This window comes from Hymenobacter terrigena (genome assembly GCF_054776515.1).
This window is the reverse complement of record NZ_BAAHBU010000003.1, coordinates 134562-152184: the sequence shown is the minus strand read 5'-3', so window position 1 is coordinate 152184 and position 17623 is coordinate 134562. Positions and strand designations below refer to the sequence as shown.

The following is a 17623-nucleotide window of genomic DNA, read 5'->3' as shown; positions in this document are numbered from 1 at the left end:
CGTGGTCGGGGCTTTTTTGTGTACTTTGGCGCCAACATCCACCTTTTTCTGCTTTTTATTATGAAACACTTTTTCCTCGGCCTGGGCCTCGTGCTGAGCCTGGCCGCTCCTCAAACCAGCTTTGCGCAAGCGGCCAAACCGAGCGCACAGCCGCCGCTTATCGACCGCGAGCTGTTCTTCGGCGACCCCGAGATTTCTGGCGCGCAGCTCTCGCCTGATGGCAAGTTTCTGTCCTTTATCCGGCCCTACAACGGCACGCGCAACATCTGGGTGAAGGGCCTGGACGAGCCCTTCGACAAGGCCCGGCCCATGACCAACGACCAGGCCCGCCCGGTGCGCAGCTACTTCTGGAGCCGTGACGGCAAGTACCTGCTCTACAGCCAGGACAAGGCCGGCGATGAGAACTTCAACATTTACGCCGTGAACCCGGCCGAAGCGTTGCCCGCCGGCCAGGCCGTGCCGGCCGCCCGCGACCTCACCGGCCTGAAGGGCGTGCGGGTGCAGATTATCAACGCCCCCCTCACCGACCCCAACACGCTCTACATTGGCCTGAACGACCGCGACAAAGCCTGGCACGACCTGTACAAGCTGAACCTGACCACCGGCGAAAAAACCCTGGTGCGCCAGAACACCGACCGCATCGGCGACTGGGTGTTCGACTGGAACGACCAACTGCGCCTGGCCGCTCGCTCGAACCCCGACGGCAGCACGGAGTGGCTGCGCGTGGAGGGCGAGAAAATGACGCCCTTCTACAAAACCACGATTGACGAGCAAAGCGCCGTGGAGGGCTTTGCCAAAGACAACCAGCACGTGTACCTGGCCACCAACAAAGGCCCGCGCAACCTGGCCGAAATCGTACTTCTCGACCCCGCCACCGGCCAGGAACAGCCCTACCAGGCCGACCCGCTGAAGCGCGTGGACGTGGGCAGCCTCGCGCTGTCGGAGAAGACCCACGAGCCGGTTTTCGTGAGCTTCGAGGACGACCGGATGCGCCGCGTGTGGAAGGACAAGGCGTTTGAGCAGGATTTTGCCGTGGTGAGCAAGCAGCTGCCGGGCCTGGATGTGTACCCCGTGTCGCACACCACCGACGAGCGGCTGTGGCTGCTCTCGGCCAGCTCGGCCACCCAGCCCAGCGTGGCGTACTTATTCGACCGCCAGACCAAGCAGCTCACCAAGCAGTACGAAACCCGCCCCAAGCTGAAAGCCGCCGACCTGGCCGACATGAAAGTGGTGCGCTACAAGTCGTCGGACGGCCTGGAGATTCCGGCGTACCTGACTTTGCCCAAGGGCGTGGCGGCCAAAAACCTGCCCGTCGTCATTCTGCCGCACGGCGGGCCGTGGGCGCGCGACGCTTACGGGTTCAACGCCATGCACCAGTTCTTGGCCAACCGCGGCTACGCCGTGCTTTCGCCTAACTTCCGGGCCAGCACCGGCTACGGCAAGCAGTTTCTGAACGCTGGCAACGGCGAGTGGGGCCGCAAAATGCAGGACGACCTGACCTGGGGCGTGAAGTACCTGGTGGCCCAGGGCATTGCCGACCCCAAGCGCGTGGGCATCATGGGCGGCTCGTATGGCGGCTACGCCACGCTGGCCGGCGTGGCCTTCACCCCCGATTTGTATAACGCTGCCGTGGCCATCGTGGCCCCCTCGAACCTGACCACGCTGCTCAACGCCATCCCGCCCTACTGGGAAGCCGGCCGCAAGCAGATGTACGCCCGCATGGCCGACCCCGGCACTCCGGAAGGCCGGGCGGCCCTCGACCGGATGTCGCCGCTGGGCTCGGCCAACAAAATCAAAACGCCGCTCATGGTGGTGCAAGGCGCCAACGACCCGCGCGTGAACAAGGCCGAAGCCGACCAGATTGTGGTGGCCCTGCGCGACCGCAACTACCCCGTGCAGTACCTGCTGGCTCCCGACGAAGGCCACGGCTTTGCCCGGCCCGTGAACAACATGGCCATGTTTGCGGCTTCCGAGAAATTCCTGGCCAGCCAGCTGCACGGCCGCTATCAGGAAAGCATGCCGCCCGCCGTGGCCAAACGGCTGGAGGAAATCACCGTGGACCCGAAAACGGTGCAGCTGGTGACAAAGACTAACGTGAAGTAGTATCCCAACCGAAGCCAACAAAAAGCCCGGTCCTTTGGAGCCGGGCTTTTTGTTGGCTTCTTGCGCCACTAAGCCTTCTCAACTACCAGTCGGCCAGTATTAGCGCTGCATATCCCATCCTTTTATTTCTGCAAAAACTTTGGACTCAATACCCACCGCCCCTAAAAAGCGCAAGACCTCTGCGCGCGTTTTCGCTACACTCGCCATACTGCTCTTGCTGGTCGCGGGTGCCTTTGCATATGTGCGATGGGGCCACCGGGTATCGCAGGCTTCTTCGGAGCCGGCACGACTGCAACTCGAATTCAGAGGACATAAAGCGCACGTATGGGAAGTAAAATTCAGCCCCGACGGTACTCTGCTGGCTAGTGCCAGCATCGACAGTACTGTGCAGCTCTGGAATAAGCAGGGCCAGGTGCTGCACGTGTTGAAACATCCGGTTGGCGTAACTACCGTCGAATTCAGCCCCGACGGACAGTTTTTAGCCAGTGGCGGGTACGACAACCTTATTCGGCTGTGGCGTGTGGCTGACGGGCGGCTTCTGAAAACGCTGCCCGGCCACAACGGCACCGTCTGGGCCGTTACATTCAGTCCGGACGGACACACCCTGGCCAGCGCCGGCGAAGACAAGCTCGTGAAGCTGTGGAACCTCGATTCCGGCGCATTGATTCGCAGCTTCCCCGGCCATCGGCTCAACGTCTGGGGTGTCAAATTCAGCCCCGATGGCCGGCTGCTGGCCAGCGGCAGCTTCGACAACGACATCCGGCTGTGGGACGTGGCAACGGGCCACTTGGTGCGCACCCTCACGGGCCATACCGAAGCCGTGCTGAACGTTGACTTCAGCGCCGACGGCCGGCAACTAGCCAGCGCCAGCGACGACAAAACCATTCGGCTTTGGGACGTGCGTACGGGGCAGCAACTGCGCACCTTTCGCGGCGACGGCGAGTGCGTTTATTCGCTCGAATTCAGCCCCGACAACCAACAGCTGGCTGGAGCCTACCGCGACCAAACCGCCTTGGGCGAAATTTTTCAGCACTTTTTCGGCATCAATGCCACCGGAAAAAGCGTGACCGTGCGCCTTTGGGACGTGGCGTCGGGCCGCTTGGTGCGCACCTTTGCCCAGCACCACGACGATGCCTACGATGTGGACTATAGCCCCGATGGCCATTGGCTGGCCAGTGCCAGCTCCGACCAAACAGTAGACCTGTGGCAGCTGCATCCCTAGATAGGCTGCATATGGGGGTACTCGTCGCCGGCGTACACCGGCTCCATGTCCTTTTCCTCGTCCTCGGTAAATAGCCGCGAGCGAATCAGAAACCGCACGCCAAGTGGGATTTCCAGCGAGAAGCTGGCGCCACGGCCCTTCACTACGTCCACCGTGAGCTGGGTGTGTTTCCAGTACTCGAACTGGCTGGCGCTCATAAAGAAGTCGCAGCCGTGGATGCGGCCCAACCACACATCGTTGCCGCCCACCCGAAACTCGCCTTTGGCGAAGCACATGGGCGAGGAGCCGTCGCAGCACCCGCCGCTCTGATGGAACATGAGCGGGCCGTGCTCGTCGCGGAGCAGGTCGATGGTGGCTTCGGCAGCGGCAGTGACGAGGACGCGGGGCGTGGGCATTTTGTCAATGGGTGAATGAGCGAATGGCTGAATGGGTGAATGAATTGTATGTTCATTACTCATTCAGTTTTCGGCTCATGGATTCTTCAAAAGTGGATTTTGTTAACGCATTTCGGCAGCGCACTAAAGCAGCGGCGCTACGGGTTATTAAACTTTATCAAAGTCTTCCATCCACCGGCGAGGCGCAGGTCCTGGGTAAAAAGCTGCTACGGTCTGCTACTTCAGTAGCGGCAAATTACCGGGCCGTATGCCGGGCACGTTCGGCAAGAGAACAATACGCAAAACTTAGCCTTTGCGTAGAAGAAGCCGATGAAAGTCAGCTATGGCTTGAGTTGCTGCGAGAGGCTGGTATCGTTTCTGAAGCAAGATTAACTGGATTGGAGCAGGAATACTTAGAAATTGTTTCCGTGCTGGAAAAAGCCCGCAGTACACACAAGGGCAAAGAATGAATGGCTAAATGAGCAAATGACAAAATCATTCACCCATTCAGCCATTCACTCATTCACCCATTGCTAAAAGAAACCGAGTTTCTGCTGGCTGTAGCTGATGAGCATGTTCTTGTTTTGGCGATAATGCGAGAGCATCATCTTGTGGTTTTCGCGGCCAAAACCGGAGGCTTTGTAGCCGCCGAAGGGCGCGCCGGCGGGGTAGTCGTGGTAGCAGTTCACCCACACGCGGCCGGCCTGGATGGCGCGGGGCACTTCGTAGAGCTCGTGCGCGTCGCGGGTCCACACGCCGGCCCCGAGGCCGTAGAGCGTGTCGTTGGCAATTTCAATGGCTTCTTCCACGGTCTTGAAGGTGGTGACGGACACCACCGGCCCAAAAATCTCCTCCTGGAAAATCCGCATCTTGTTGTGGCCGCGGAACATGGTGGGCTGGATGTAGTAGCCATCGGCCAGCTCGGGGTGCTCCTGCGAATGAGCTTCGCCGCCCACCAGCACTTCGGCGCCTTCGGCCTTGCCGATTTCGAGGTAGCTCAGGATTTTCTCAAATTGGTCGTTCGAGGCCTGCGCGCCCATCATCGTGTTCATATCGAGCGGGTTGCCGAGCTTGATAGCCTTCACGCGCTCAATGACGCGGGCAATGAACTCGTCGTAGATATCTTCCTGAATGAGCATCCGGGAGGGGCAGGTGCAGATTTCGCCCTGGTTCAGGGCAAACATCACGGCACCTTCGATGGCCTTGTCGAGGAAGTCGTCGTCGGCGTCCATCACGCTCTTGAAGAAGATGTTTGGCGACTTGCCGCCCAGCTCCATCGTCACCGGAATCAGGTTTTCGGCGGCGTACTGCATGATGAGGCGGCCGGTAGTCGTCTCGCCCGTGAACGAGGCTTTCTGGATGCGCGGCGACGAGGCCAGCGGCTTGCCGGCTTCGAGGCCGAAACCGTTCACCACGTTAATCACGCCAGCGGGCACCAGGTCCTGAATCAGCTCCATCAGCACCATGATGCTGGCGGGGGTTTGCTCGGCGGGCTTCATCACCACGGTGCAGCCGGCGGCAATGGCCGGGGCCAGCTTCCAGGTGGCCATCAGCAGCGGGAAGTTCCAGGGAATAATCTGGCCGACAACGCCCAGCGGCTCCTGAATGTTGAGCGACAGCGTGGTGCTGTTCAGCTCGGTAGCGCCGCCTTCCTCGGCCCGAATCACGCTGGCGAAGTAGCGGAAGTGGTCCACCACCAGCGGCATGTCGGCGTAGGTGGTTTCGCGGATGGGCTTGCCGTTCTCGACGCATTCCACGGCGGCGAGGTGGGCAAGGTTTTCTTCAATGCGGTTGGCAATTTTGTTGAGGATGTTGCTGCGCTCGGTGGCGGAGGTTTTGCCCCAGGTTTTGAACGCTTCGTGGGCGGCATCGAGGGCCAAGTCGATGTCTTCCTTGGTGCTGCGGGCCACTTTGGTAAAGGCCTTGCCGTCAATCGGCGAAGGATTTTCAAAATATTGGCCCTTCACGGGCGCGACCCATTTGCCGCCGATGAAGTTGTCGTAGTGCGATTTGAACTGGGGGCGGGCCACCACGGTGGTGGTTTCTTCGAGGGTTTCAGCCATGGCTTTGTTGGATGGGAATGAGGTGAACGAGATAGGGTGTAAAGGTCTGTTCTTAACCTGCGCCCAGGTTGTGGTATTATCGCAAAGAGTGCCGAAATTGTCGCAACTTGCTGCCACACCTCCGTGTTGGGAGTGTGTACTTCCTCACCACATACTTTCCGCCCATGCCCACCCGCGTCCACCTGCCTACTGCCGTTGCGCCGCTCGCACTGGAGCGCCTGCATTCCCTGGTCGAAAACCGGACCGTGTATCATCTCCAGGGCTTCGAACTCAACGTGTTCGAGACGCACCGCGCCGCCCACCGCGTGCCCCTGCGTCTCGACGGCCTGGCCCTGACCACCATGCTGCGCGGCAAGAAAGTAATGCACCTGCCCGGCCGCGAGGCGTTCGACTATCTGCCCGGCGAAAGTGTAGTGGTGGACAAGGACGAACTGATGGAAATCGACTTCCCCGAGGCCTGCCTGTGCCAGCCCACGCAGTGCCTGGCCGTGGCCATCGCGCCCGATACCATTCGCCACACCGTGGATTTATTGAACGAGCGGTACCCCAAATCCGAGCCGCACCAGCCCTGGGCCATCGAGGGCCCCGAGTACGCCCACCTCACCAACACGCCCGAGCTGACCGATACGCTGGGCCGCCTGGTGGCCGTGTCGCGCACTTCGGATGTCAACAAAGACGTGCTGGCCGGCTTCACTTTGCAGGAATTGCTGGTGCGCCTGATGCAGACGCAGGCCCGCCAGCTCATTTTCCACGACTACGCCCGGCACCTTACCACGCACCGCTTCGCCGCCGTGGTGGGCTACATCAAGAACCATCTGGGCGAGAATCTCACCATCGACAAGCTGAGCGCGCTGGCCTGCATGAGCAAGGCCACGTTCTTCCGCGTGTTCAAGCGCGAGTTTGGCATTACGCCGGTCGAGTACATCATCCGCGAGCGGCTGGGCGAGGCCAAGCGGCTGCTGCGTCACCCGCTGGCCAGTGTGGCAGAGGTGTGCTTGCGGGCGGGGTTTAATAATTTATCGTATTTCCAGGCGCTGTTTAAGAAGTACGAGGGTGTGACGCCGGGGGCGTATAAGAAGCAGCTGGCGGCGTAGCGTGGACTCTGCGAGTCCGCGCTACGGCTAAAAGACTACACTATACGGCGCATCGGCCAGGCCGCGAATGTCTTCGTGCAGGTCTACACCCAGGATTTCGTGTATGTTGGCCCGCATGCGGTTGGCCATTTGGGTGAGCGGGAGGTCGTTGCTGTCTTTGCCGAAGGGGTCTTCGATTTCGTCGCCAATCATTTCCACGCCCAACAGCGCGTAGGCCCCGAACATGGTGATGGGCACCGTGAGCCACTCGTAGGTATCGAGCAGGTTAAAGGGCATGATGAGGATGAACACCGTAACAAACCCCTTGATGAAATAGCTGTAGGAGAAGGGAATGGGTGTGTTTTTGATGCGCTCGCAGCCGCCGGCTACGTCGAGCAGCGCCTCGTGGTGGCGCTGGATGGTGATGAGGTGCGTAGGCATTATGAGCTCTTCGCGCAGCAATTGCTCGTAGAATTCCTGCAGCATGGCCGCCAGGCGGGACGGCACGTGCCGCACGGCTTGCAGGTGGTCGATGAAACCGGGTTCGACGGGTTCGAGCTTCTCGAAGCGGACGCCGCTGCGCAAATGCCCATCCAAGGCAATGGGGAAGTTGGAAAGTAGCCGGGCGAGGTAGGTGCGCGTGGCGTAGTCATCGGCCGGCAGGCGGGCGTGGAGCAGGCCGGCCAGGTTGCGGCAGTTATTGGTAAGCTGGCCCCAGAGGCGGCGGCCTTCGTAGAACCGGTCGTAGGCCGTGTTGGTCCGGAAGGCCAGCAGTAAACTGAGCATGATGCCCAGGAACGAGAAAAACTCCTTGTCAACGGCCACGTTCATGCGCTCGAAACGGATGACGAGGGCCGTGACGATGGTGGCATAAATGCCCACAAACAGCACCCGTTTCAGCAGCAGGCGGATGATGCCGGAGGAGCGCAGGTGGCGCAGGGCCTCCCACCAGTCGGTAGATTTATAAACAATCATGGGAACACAGGCGATGCGGCCGGGTGCCGAAACAACGCGGCCGAAATTACGCTTCAGAATATTGAATAGCAGCTATTTCTACCACTTCCTCCTGCGAGCCGAGTTTGAGCGTCACCTGCTGCTTCAGCTTCGCGCCCTGCACGGCCCGGGCAATGGGTGCGACGAACGCCACTTTGCCCAGGGCCACATCGGCCTCATCGACGCCAACAATCGTGAATTTTCGCTCAAAACCCACCTTGCCGCCGCTGACGGTGCGCAGTTTGACGGTGGCGCCGAAACGCACTTCTTTGGGCGGCTGGCCGGCGGGGTCCACCACTTTGGCGCTGCCAAGGCGCTCCAGTAGCAGGGCGATGCGGCCGTTGTAGAGGGAGAGCCGGTGGGTGCGGTCGGTGTCGTTGTCGTGGTTGGCTTCGGCCTGGGCACGTTCGGCTTCGAGGGTGGCCAGCTCGGCGCGGAGCTGCTCCAGGCCGGCGGGCGTGACGTAGTTGGGCGTGCCCGGCGGCAGGGCCGCCCGGGGCGGAATAATGGGCGGCGTCTGCGCGTCGTCTTCCTTGGTAAATCCTCGGCTCATGAATAGAAAACGCAGGCGCGGCGGGCAGGTTGCGCGGGCCCGGCGCAACCATCGGGGCCGCAAAGCGGTTACCCTACGCTATTTCGCCGCTACCCTATCCCGATTCATTCGCGCTATTCAATGTCAGAATTGCTTACTGAGACTGCTGATTCGGCGGTCGCTGCCCCCCTCACCCGCCGGCTCGACGGTGCCCTCGTCTGGCTCATGGCCCTCACCTGCGGGCTGGTAGTGGCCAATATCTACTATAACCAGCCGCTGCTGGCCGCCATCGGCCGCACCTTTCACCTGAGCGACAGCAGCGCCAGCCTGGTAGCCACGGCCACGCAGGTGGGCTACACGCTGGGCATGCTATTCGTGGTGCCGCTGGGCGACATGCTGGAGCGCAAGCGCCTGATGCTGCTCATGCTGCTGGGCGCGGCGGCCTGCCTGGGACTGGCGGCGTTTGCGCCCAGCTTCGCGCTGCTGGCCGGGGCCAGTGTTCTGCTGGGCATCTGCTCGTCGGTGCCGCAACTACTGCTGCCCATGGCCGCGCACCTGGCCCCGGAGGCCGACCGCGGCCGCATTGTGGGCCGCATCATGAGCGGTTTGCTGATTGGGATTCTGGCCTCGCGCACCGTGAGCGGCTACGTGGGCGCGCACCTGGGCTGGCGGGCCATGTTCGAAATCGCGGCCGGGCTGATGCTGGCGCTACTGGGCCTGCTGGCCTGGCGCCTGCCGCAGGACCGGCCCAACTTCGCGGGCTCCTACGGCGCACTGATGAAATCCCTGGGCACGTTGGTGGCCGAGTTGCCGGCCCTGCGCCGCTCGGCGCTAGTGGGCGGGCTGCTATTTGCGGCCTTCAGCGTGTTCTGGACCACGCTGGCCTTTTTCCTGGAAGGCCCGGCTTACCATTATGGCAGCGACGTGGCCGGATTTTTCGGGCTGATTGGAGCCGTGGGCGCATTGGCCGCGCCGCTGGCCGGCAAGGCAGCCGACACGCGCGGACCGGATTTCGCCATTGGCGTGGGCATCCTGTTGGCCCTGGCTTCCTACGTGCTGATGGGCCTCACCGGCTACCACCTGGCCGGATTGGTGCTGGGTGTGATTTTGCTGGATGTGGGCGTGCAATCGGCCCACATCTCCAACCAGACCAAGATTTTCTCGCTGGTGCCCGAGGCCCGCAGCCGGCTCAACACCGTGTACATGACCGGTTATTTCACGGGTGGTTCCGTTGGCTCGGTGGCCGGCGGGCTGACGTGGGTGCACGGCGGCTGGCCCGGCGTGTGCGTGCTGGGGGCAGCGTTTGCGGGCGCAGCGTACCTGGTAAGCCGTTTCTACGGACGACCGTAAGGCACTATTCGGCCGTTTCCAGCCGTTGCAGGCAAGTTTTCAGGCTCTCGCGCCAATGTGGAATGGCCACGCCCAACTGGGTTTTGATTTTGGTTTTATCCATCACCGAAAACGGCGGGCGAGTGGCTTTGGTGGGGTATTCGCTGGAGCGAATGGGCGTGGTTTTCACCGCTATTTTGCTAAGCTCGAAAATGGCCGTGGCGAAGTCGTACCACGAAGTCAGGCCCTCGTTGCTGTAATGGTAGAGGCCGTAGGCAGTGCTGCCGTTCTCAATAATCCCGAGAATGACGCCGGCCAAATCGATGGCGTAGGTGGGCGAGCCCACCTGGTCCCAGATGACGCGCAGCTCGTCGCGCTCGCGGCCCAGCTTGCGCATGGTTTTCACGAAGTTGCCGGCAAACTCCGAGTATAGCCAGCTGGTGCGCAACGTAAAGTATTTCTCGGTGAGGCCCGGAATCACCTGCTCGCCTTCCAGCTTGGTGAGGCCGTAGACGCCCAGCGGCGCGGTTTCATCGGTCTCCAGCAACGGTTCATTGCCCGCGCCGGCAAACACAAAATCCGTCGAAATCTGGATGAGCGTAGTGCCGTGCTCCGCGCAGAGGCGGGCCAGATTTTCTACTCCGTCGCGGTTGATTTTGCGGGCCAGCTCCACCTCGTCCTCAGCCTTATCCACGGCCGTGTAGGCGGCGCAATTGATGACGTGGGCCGGGCGGTGCTCGGCAAAAAGCGTGGCCAGTGCGGCCGGGTTAAGAATGTTGCCTTCGGCTTCGGACAGGAATACCAGGCCCGGCGTGTTCCGCTCCTGTGCCACATACGCCAGGCATTGCCCCAATTGCCCGTGGGCGCCGAAAACCAACGTCTTATTCATAAATGGTGCTGCTTAAAGCTCTTATTCGAGCCGCAAGTTAGCTTCGCCGGGCGGGCGCTTGTTGTTGATGGGAACAAAACGCTGCTCGCGGGGCTGCTTTTCGCTCAGGTATTTCCAGTAGCGCAGCGGCATGTGGCGGCGGTGCAGCTTCAGGTTTTTGCGCTCGGGGATGTTGACGTGGTCGAAATACGCCTGCCAGAGGTGCTTGAACAGCGGCTCCCGCTCATCGAGCACGGTGGCCGCAATATCGGTGGCATTGCGGCCCGCCGGGTTTTCAAACTGCACGATGTCGGTGCGCGTGAGGTCGTAGTACAGCCCGTAGTGGCGGCGGCGGTCATAAATCAGCCAGCGCTGGTCGGCGTAGCGCTTGGTGAAGTGCGCGGCGATGAGCGGCAGCACGTCCATGTCCGGCTCGATGGTGGCGTGGAACAGCTCATCAGCCGTCTTTTCGAAGCGCACGAAGGCCTCCATGCGGTGCTTTTCGCGAAACATCATCTGGGCCAGGCGCTGCACGCGGCGCACGTCGGCGTTGGCGTAGTTCTCGGAAATGTCGACGGGCGAGCGCAGGGCCAAATCCACGTAACGGAAAATCAGCAGTTCGCGGTCGGCATCTTCACTAAGGAAAACGTGGTAGAGGCGGGCGCGGGCCTCGTTGTCCATCGTTTTCAGCAGGCCTTCCCATACACGAGCGGCCAGCGCTTCGTCCGTTTCGCGGTGGGCCGGCCGGGCGAAAAGGCCGCTTTGAGCCGTGGCTTCGGGCTGAATACTGTTGGGCGCTGCCCGCCAGTCGTACACCGTAAAAAGCACTGTGAGCAGGCCCTCAAACGTGCCGTCGTAGGTGTAATCCAGCGGCGAGGCGGTGAGCGCAGGCGCGCCCGCCCGGTGCGGGGCGGCAGGTGCAAGCGCGGCAGATGGGCGGCGAATGGGCTTCAATAGGGAATTGTAGCGTGGACGCTGCGAGTCCGCGCCTAAGCGAACCCGGTAGGCAATGCGCGGACTCGCAGCGTCCACGCTACGGGTTTACGCTGCCTGCTGGCGCTGCTCGCGCTGGCGGCGGGCTTCGTGGCGGGCGCGGGCTTCGTCGTGCAGCTGGCGCACGAGCGGCATGAGCTCGCTGATGCGGCAGCAGCACGAGAGGCGGTTCACTTTATCGGACTGCGGCTGCGCGGCAGGCTGGGGCTGGGCTTGACGGTGAATGACTTTCATGACAGAAAACAGGATGTCGTGCTGCACGCCGCCCAATTGGCCGGGGTTCAGCAGCGAGGTGGAAGGTTCAGAATTGAAATCAGCTTGCATGGCAGAATCAGGAGGCTTGGGCGAACAAATCGAGCTGTTGGGTGACGAGGGCCGAGCGCACCGAGCCGGCCCCGAACAGAATCTGGCGGCGCACCTGCTGCTCGGTCAGCTCGCCGATAACGGGCTGGTGCTCGCCCCGGCAGGTGAGGAAATATTTGGCGCGCTTGAGCACTACGCCCAGCTGGCGCAGGGTTTCCATGTTGAGCGTAGTAAAGCGGCGGGCGGCCACAATGCGCTTGGCCGAGCGCGCGCCCACGCCGGGAATGCGCAGTATCATCTCGTAGTCGGCCACGTTCACATCGATGGGGAAAACGTGGCGGTTGCGCAGGGCCCAGGCCAGTTTGGGGTCGATTTCGAGGTCGAGGTGCGGGTGCGCGGGGTCGAGGATTTCATCGGCTTGGAAGCCGTAGAAGCGCATCAGCCAATCGGTCTGGTACAGGCGGTGCTCCCGGATAACGGGCGGCTGCGTGACTTGCGGCAGGCGGGCATCGTCGGTCACAGGAATGTAGCCGGAGTAATACACGCGCTTCAGCCCGTAGCCCTGGTAAAGGCTGTCGGTGAGCTTGATGATTTGCAAATCCGTTTCGGCGCTGGCCCCCACGATGAGCTGAGTGGTCTGGCCGGCGGTGGCGAAGGCGGGCACTTTCTTGAACAGCGCCTTTTCTTCCTTATTCTGAATGATGCCGTCCCGAATCTGACTCATCGGGGTCAGGATTTCCTGGTAGTTTTTCTCCGGGGCCAGCGTGGTCAGGGCCAGCTCGGAGGGCAGCTCAATGTTCACGCTCAGGCGGTCGGCATACAGTCCGGCTTCCTGAATCAGCTCCTCCGAAGCGCCGGGAATGGTTTTGACGTGGATGTAGCCGTTGAATTTGTGCTCGGTGCGCAGCTTTTTCACAATGCGGACCAAGCGCTCCATCGTATAATCGGGGCTGGAGAAGATGCCGGAGCTCAGGAACAGGCCCTCGATGTAGTTGCGGCGGTAGAAATTGATGGTGAGGTCCACCACTTCATCCACCGTGAAGGCGGCGCGCTTCACGTCGTTGCTGCGGCGCGAAACGCAGTAGGCGCAGTCGAAAATGCAGTGGTTGGTGAGCAGGATTTTCAGCAGGCTCACACAGCGACCGTCTTCGGTGTAACTGTGGCAAATACCCATGCCTTCGGCGTTGCCAAGGCCTTTGCCTTCGTTTTTGCGCTTGCCGCCGCTACTGCTGCACGAGGCATCGTACTTAGCCGCATCGGCTAATATGCTTAGTTTCTCCTGAATGCGCTCGTTCATGCGGCGGGACGTTGCTTTCGGCCTTAAAATTAATAACCAGCGCCCAATTGGGCACTATCGTTTAAGCTAATTTTTTTGGAAATAGTTTCTTTTAATGGGAAAAACACCTAGCCTCCTTTTCGCAACGGCTTAGTAAAAAGAATAGCCTAATGTGGCCGGTGGTTAGCTAGTGGGCTGATGCGGCGGCTCCTTTTCGTAATTTGCGGCGTTGCGTCCCCAAATGAGCTTTCGCGGTTTTTTTCTGCTTGTATTTTTGCTCCTGGGCCTGCTGGCCCGGCCAATATGCGCGCAGACGTTTGACCCGCGCTCGGCCGTGCCGCCCGACTCGCTCAACGCCAAGCTAGAGATACTGCCCCAGCGCCCCGACTCCCTACGCCAGCGCTTCGACGAGCAGCGGCTGCTGAACCGGCTGCAGGCCTACTCGCGCCGCAAAACCATAGCCGGCCGGGCGGCATCGGCCCTGTTCAACTTCACGCGGCGACAGGAAGAGCAGGCCGGGCTCGATGCCGTGCTGCTGGACCGACAGTTTGACCGGCACAACTTCAAAATCGTGCGGCGCATCAACATTCGCACGCTCGATGCCTTCGGGTACAACCTTTCAGATTCGACCCGGGTGCCGCGCACCGCCATTGAGAAGGCGGGCAATGCGCTGCACATTAAAACCAGCCGTTCGCGCATCCGGCAGGTGCTGCTGTTTCGGCCCGGCCAGCCGCTGGAACCCCAGGCCCTGGCCGAATCAGAACGTCTGCTGCGCCAGACGCCCGAAATCCTGGACGCCCGCGTGCTGGTGAACGAGCGCACCACCACCCGCGACAGCGTCGATATTGAGGTGCTGACCAAGGACGTGTTCAGCATCACGGCGGGGGTGGAAGTGGGCACGCCCACGTCGGGCGTCATCACGGCCGGCGACGACAACTTTCTGGGCCAGGGCCACCAGCTGACCAATTCCTACCGCTACGGCCGCGAATTGCCCCAGAGCTGGGCTTACGAAGGCAGCTACACGGCCCCGTTTCGGCACTTTTTGTACGCGCAGGCGCGCTACCGCAACGAAAACAACTACCGCTCGGGCGGGGTGTCGCTCACCCGCGATTTTTACTCGCCCAGCACGCGCTACGCCGGGGCAATCAACCTGAATGCCTACAACCAGGACATTCCCTTGCAGGCTCCGCCCGAGGGGCAGCCGTACGTGTTTTACCCCCTGCACTACCTGGTGCAGGATGCCTGGGTGGGCCGGGCCCTGCGCCTGCGCTCCTACGACCTGGGCTACGAGAACCCGGGCCGCATCATTGTGGCGGCCCGCGTCATCAACACCAATTACACGGCTACGCCGCAGCCCACCGACATTCCGCCGCCGGCCTACCACAACGGCGCGCTGCTGCTGGGCACGGTAGGCTATTCGGTGCGGCGCTACTATAAGGCCCGGTACCTGTTCGGCTTTGGCCGCACCGAGGACGTGCCCACGGGTACGCTGCTCAGCTTCACGGCGGGCTACGATATGAACAGCGTGCTGCCGCGGCGCTACTTCGACATCCGCATTGCGGCGGCCAGCTTCAGCGCCAACAGCGGCTACCTCTACGGGGGCGTAGATTTTGGTTCGTTTCAGACCATCAACCAGCCCCGCGTGTGGCAGCAGGGCCTGCTGGGCACCGAGCTCACGGCCTTCACCAAACTCTACCACGCGGGCAACTGGCAGTACCGGCACTTCCTCAGCAGCCGGGGCACCATTGGACTGAACCGCAACCCCGGCGACATCCTCCAGGGCATCACCAACGACCGGGGCCTGCGCGGGTTTTCGCCGGGGCAGCCCATCATCGCCACCAGCCGCTTCGTGGTGAACTACGAAACGACGCTCTTTACCCCGCTTTCACTTTTGGGTTTCCGGCTGGCGGGCATTGCCTTTGCCGATGCGGCCTGGGTGAGCGACCAGCCCCGGGGCGGCACGCCCTTTGGCAATTCGCCCTACACGGCCTTCGGGCTCGGCCTGCGCTTCCGCAACGAATTCACGGCCCTGCGCACGTTCCAGCTGCTCATTGGCTATTACCCGCGCGGGCTGGCCACGCCCAACGGCATCAAGATGTTCGAGTCGACCCGCGAAACGGTAACGTTCAACGATTTCGGCCTCGGGGCGCCCGGCACGGCACCGTTTCAATAGAGTGGATGGATGAATGGTTGCCATCCTGAACGGAGCCGAGAACCTTATCACGGCTGCATAATCGGATAAGGTCCTTCGCTCCGCTCAGCATGACAACCGCCCTGAGTTGCTCAATTACCCGAATTGAAGGAAATGGGCACGGTGCAGGCCACGCGCACGGGCTGGCCGTTGGAGCGGGCGGGCTCCCAGGGCGGCATCAGCCACACCAGGCGCAGGGCCTCTTCGTTGAGGCCGTTGCCGGGGCCGCTTATTACGTGGGCATCCTGCACCTTGCCCTGGGCGCTGAGAATGAAGCTGACAAATACGCGCCCCGATATCCGCCGCTGCAACGCCTGCTGTGGGTAGCGGATGTTCTTGCTGAGATAGGCCGCAAAGGCTTTGTCTCCGCCCGTAAACTGCGGGCGCACCTCCGGGTTGATGAACACCGAATCGGGCTTGATGGCGGCCGGGGCCACGGGGCTGGTGTGGGCGGCGGGGTTAGGGCCGGTCTGGGCAAGGGTCTGGCCGGTAGCCAGCAAGCCCAACAGACCAACACCTAATAGGAAACGTAGAGGATTTATCACGTTGCGAGGGAATAAGGTGTAGATGATAAACGCCAGGCCGTAAAGTCTAGCAACAGACTAAACTACGAAATTTTTACTAAAATTGGCTTTTCTAAATAAAATAAATGTGCCGGCGGGCACAATAAATGACTCAAAAAAGGCACTTCTATTCAAACTCACATTCAGCAAAGCTCATTATCAGAGGATAAAAGGCAATTACTACACCACAAATCTATCACCTATTTGCATTTTTGAAATAATAACCCTGTTATTGTTAGCAATTAGTTAATTTAATTATTCAATGAAATATCGGGATAGTAGCCATAGTTCAAATTTAACCAGCTACGTTTGCAATCGTAAATCGACGATAAACAAAATACTTCCTTATGGCTATTCACAAGCGGGCCGAATTCACGGAAGCGGAGCAGGGACTGGCGACTATTGCCAAAGCCTTGGGGCACCCGGCGCGGGTGGCCATAGTGCGGCTGCTGGCCCAGCGCCGGGCCTGCGTGTGCGGCGAGCTGGTGCTGGAATTGCCCCTATCGCAGAGCACCGTGTCGCAGCACCTCAAGGAGCTGAAAGCAGCTGGCCTGGTGCAGGGCGAGGTAGATGGCCCCCGTGTGTGCTACTGCCTCGACCCAGCCGGCTGGGCCGTGGCCCGGCAGCTGCTCGGCGATTTGCTGGCGGAAATGCCGACTGCCGCTACCGAAGCCGCTGCCGCGCCCGGCTGCTGCTGAGCGACCGGAGGCCTCCTCCCCTGCTCCCGAACCTCGAACCCCAAACCCATCTTTAATCGAGCAAAACCATGAAAATTTCCGAGATGAAAGAAGCCCTGAACGGGCTGGATGCCGTGAGCTTCCGGCTGCCGGATGGCACGCAGCTGCCGGTCCATTTCCACGTGACGGAAGTGGGGTTGGTGAGCAAGCATTTTATCGACTGCGGCGGCGTAGAGCGGCGCGAGACGGTGGCCAACTTCCAGCTTTGGGAGGCCGGCGACTACGACCACCGGCTGGCCCCACAGAAATTCCTGCACATCCTGCACCTGTCGGAGAAAATCCTGGGTCGCGAGGATTTGGACATCGAAGTAGAGTACCAGCAAGCCACCATTGGCAAGTTCGGGCTGGCGTTTGATGGCACCGACTTTCTGCTCACAGCCAAGCATACGGCTTGTTTGGCGCAGGATGCCTGCGGTGCTCCGGCCAACCAGCAATTTGCCCTGCCCCAATTGCAGGTGGCCGGCTGCGCCCCGGGCGGCGGGTGCTGCTAGCCACATTCATTCACCGCCTTTCAGCTGCTCTTCCCAAGCCTTATGCCTGACAAAAAGAACATCCTGGTGCTGTGCACCGGCAACTCCTGTCGCAGCCAGCTGCTGCACGGCTACCTGGCGCAGGCACTGGGCGAGCGTGCCAACGTGTACAGCGCCGGCGTCGAAGTGCATGGCCTCAACCCGCGCGCCGTGCGCGTGATGGCCGAGGACGGCGTGGACATTTCGACCCACACCAGCAACCACGTGGACGAGTACGCCGCCGTGCCCTTCGATTACGTCATCACCGTGTGCGACCATGCCAACGAGGTGTGCCCGGTGTTCCCCTCCACGGCTAAGAAGCTGCACCATAACTTCCCTGACCCCGCCAAGGCCACCGGTAGCGAGGAAGAAATCATGGCGCAGTTCCGCAGCGTGCGCGACCAGGTGAAGGCCTACGCGCAGAATTTTGTGCGGAGCCTGCCCCTGCCTGTCGCTGCTTAAGTTTGAATCGTCCAACGACGGGCGGGGGCCAG

Annotated in this window: 18 protein-coding genes; 9 read left to right on the top strand and 9 right to left on the bottom strand. The window is 61.2% G+C overall.

The window, feature by feature from the left end; all coding sequences use genetic code 11:
- The first annotated feature begins 60 nt into the window (after positions 1–60).
- Together ACYU7Q_RS13775 and ACYU7Q_RS13770 are read left to right on the top strand one after the other, a co-directional pair.
- Complete coding sequence (locus ACYU7Q_RS13775; protein WP_460610017.1) at positions 61–2103, top strand: S9 family peptidase; 2043 nt, start codon at positions 61–63, stop codon at positions 2101–2103.
- A gap of 241 nt (positions 2104–2344) precedes the next feature.
- On the top strand, positions 2345–3325 hold the full coding sequence (locus ACYU7Q_RS13770; RefSeq protein WP_460610016.1) for a WD40 repeat domain-containing protein: 981 nt from the start codon (positions 2345–2347) through the stop codon (positions 3323–3325).
- Here ACYU7Q_RS13770 and ACYU7Q_RS13765 read toward each other — a convergent pair.
- Positions 3322–3720: a DUF779 domain-containing protein gene (locus tag ACYU7Q_RS13765; protein ID WP_460610015.1), complete on the bottom strand. Its 399-nt coding sequence runs from the start codon at positions 3718–3720 to the stop codon at positions 3322–3324. The genes ACYU7Q_RS13770 and ACYU7Q_RS13765 overlap by 4 nt on opposite strands.
- Positions 3721–3797: 77 nt before the next feature.
- Between ACYU7Q_RS13765 and ACYU7Q_RS13760 the strand changes: the two genes are divergently transcribed.
- Positions 3798–4169, top strand: coding sequence for a four helix bundle protein (locus ACYU7Q_RS13760; protein WP_460610014.1), 372 nt, complete (start codon positions 3798–3800; stop codon positions 4167–4169).
- Between the two features lie 63 nt (positions 4170–4232).
- Here the strand turns inward: ACYU7Q_RS13760 and ACYU7Q_RS13755 are convergent, their stop codons facing one another.
- Positions 4233–5762 (bottom strand): aldehyde dehydrogenase family protein, encoded by a 1530-nt coding sequence (locus ACYU7Q_RS13755; RefSeq protein WP_460610013.1) that lies wholly within the window; start codon positions 5760–5762, stop codon positions 4233–4235.
- Between the two features lie 164 nt (positions 5763–5926).
- Here ACYU7Q_RS13755 and ACYU7Q_RS13750 point away from each other — a divergent pair, with 164 nt between their 5' ends.
- Positions 5927–6856 (top strand): helix-turn-helix transcriptional regulator, encoded by a 930-nt coding sequence (locus ACYU7Q_RS13750; protein ID WP_460610012.1) that lies wholly within the window; start codon positions 5927–5929, stop codon positions 6854–6856.
- Positions 6857–6883: 27 nt separating this feature from the next.
- Here ACYU7Q_RS13750 and ACYU7Q_RS13745 read toward each other — a convergent pair whose 3' ends face one another.
- Both ACYU7Q_RS13745 and ACYU7Q_RS13740 read right to left on the bottom strand, forming a co-directional pair.
- Positions 6884–7810, bottom strand: coding sequence for a bestrophin family protein (locus tag ACYU7Q_RS13745; protein ID WP_460610011.1), 927 nt, complete (start codon positions 7808–7810; stop codon positions 6884–6886).
- A 46-nt stretch (positions 7811–7856) separates the two neighbouring features.
- The gene (locus ACYU7Q_RS13740) at positions 7857–8381 is read right to left on the bottom strand and encodes a GreA/GreB family elongation factor (RefSeq protein ID WP_460610010.1); all 525 of its coding nucleotides are present in this window, start codon (positions 8379–8381) and stop codon (positions 7857–7859) included.
- A gap of 120 nt (positions 8382–8501) precedes the next feature.
- Between ACYU7Q_RS13740 and ACYU7Q_RS13735 the strand changes: the two genes are divergently transcribed.
- Positions 8502–9710 (top strand): MFS transporter, encoded by a 1209-nt coding sequence (locus ACYU7Q_RS13735; protein WP_460610009.1) that lies wholly within the window; start codon positions 8502–8504, stop codon positions 9708–9710.
- 4 nt (positions 9711–9714) lie between these two features.
- Here ACYU7Q_RS13735 and rfbD read toward each other — a convergent pair whose 3' ends face one another.
- From rfbD to ACYU7Q_RS13715, 4 genes are all read right to left on the bottom strand, one after another.
- Positions 9715–10578 carry an SDR family oxidoreductase gene (rfbD, locus tag ACYU7Q_RS13730; RefSeq protein ID WP_460610008.1) on the bottom strand — a complete coding sequence of 288 codons (864 nt, stop codon included), beginning with the start codon at positions 10576–10578 and terminating at the stop codon, positions 9715–9717.
- 21 nt (positions 10579–10599) lie between these two features.
- Complete coding sequence (locus tag ACYU7Q_RS13725; RefSeq protein ID WP_460610007.1) at positions 10600–11511, bottom strand: TIGR03915 family putative DNA repair protein; 912 nt, start codon at positions 11509–11511, stop codon at positions 10600–10602.
- 87 nt (positions 11512–11598) lie between these two features.
- Positions 11599–11874, bottom strand: a complete 276-nt coding sequence (locus ACYU7Q_RS13720; RefSeq protein ID WP_460610006.1) for a hypothetical protein — start codon at positions 11872–11874, stop codon at positions 11599–11601.
- 7 nt (positions 11875–11881) lie between these two features.
- A complete protein-coding gene (locus tag ACYU7Q_RS13715; RefSeq protein WP_460610005.1) occupies positions 11882–13150 on the bottom strand; it encodes a putative DNA modification/repair radical SAM protein in 1269 nt (422 codons plus the stop codon).
- Between the two features lie 253 nt (positions 13151–13403).
- On the opposite strand from ACYU7Q_RS13715, the gene ACYU7Q_RS13710 reads away from it, so the two are divergent.
- Positions 13404–15302: a BamA/TamA family outer membrane protein gene (locus ACYU7Q_RS13710; protein ID WP_460610004.1), complete on the top strand. Its 1899-nt coding sequence runs from the start codon at positions 13404–13406 to the stop codon at positions 15300–15302.
- 110 nt (positions 15303–15412) lie between these two features.
- On the opposite strand, the gene ACYU7Q_RS13705 is transcribed toward ACYU7Q_RS13710, so the two are convergent.
- Complete coding sequence (locus tag ACYU7Q_RS13705; RefSeq protein WP_460610003.1) at positions 15413–15865, bottom strand: energy transducer TonB; 453 nt, start codon at positions 15863–15865, stop codon at positions 15413–15415.
- Positions 15866–16230: 365 nt separating this feature from the next.
- Between ACYU7Q_RS13705 and ACYU7Q_RS13700 the strand changes: the two genes are divergently transcribed.
- The 3 genes from ACYU7Q_RS13700 (at position 16231) to ACYU7Q_RS13690 (ending at position 17591) form a co-directional block, all read left to right on the top strand.
- Complete coding sequence (locus tag ACYU7Q_RS13700; RefSeq protein WP_460610002.1) at positions 16231–16581, top strand: ArsR/SmtB family transcription factor; 351 nt, start codon at positions 16231–16233, stop codon at positions 16579–16581.
- 68 nt (positions 16582–16649) lie between these two features.
- Complete coding sequence (locus tag ACYU7Q_RS13695; protein ID WP_460610001.1) at positions 16650–17111, top strand: DUF6428 family protein; 462 nt, start codon at positions 16650–16652, stop codon at positions 17109–17111.
- Between the two features lie 42 nt (positions 17112–17153).
- On the top strand, positions 17154–17591 hold the full coding sequence (locus ACYU7Q_RS13690; RefSeq protein ID WP_460610000.1) for an arsenate reductase ArsC: 438 nt from the start codon (positions 17154–17156) through the stop codon (positions 17589–17591).
- Positions 17592–17623 lie beyond the last annotated feature (32 nt).